Raw genomic sequence first — 235 nt, 5'->3', positions numbered from 1 at the left:
CGGGCGAGGCGAAGGCGATCAACGATGCGGTGGCCTATATCCGTGGGTTGGCGGAACTCCGGCACCGCAATGCCGACTGGGCCGAGCGCGCGGTTCGCGGAGCTGCAAGCCTTTCGTCGCCTGCGGCTGCGCGCGAAAGCGTCATCGATTTTACTGCCAACCGCATCACCCATCTCCTGGCCCATGCACACCTCCCCCTCCCCCCTCCCCCCCCCCCCCCCCCCCCCCCCCCCCC

At 70.6% G+C, this 235-nt stretch carries 1 pseudogene; it reads left to right on the top strand.

Features of this window, described 5'->3' with window-relative positions:
- Positions 1 to 235: pseudogene (locus tag ACPYOJ_RS36840) on the top strand (hypothetical protein); the annotation flags it as partial.

Source organism: Rhizobium sp. SVR5-9E (assembly GCF_056755095.1).
Note: the sequence above shows the minus strand (reverse complement) of the source record. Positions and strands in the feature narration are given on the sequence as shown.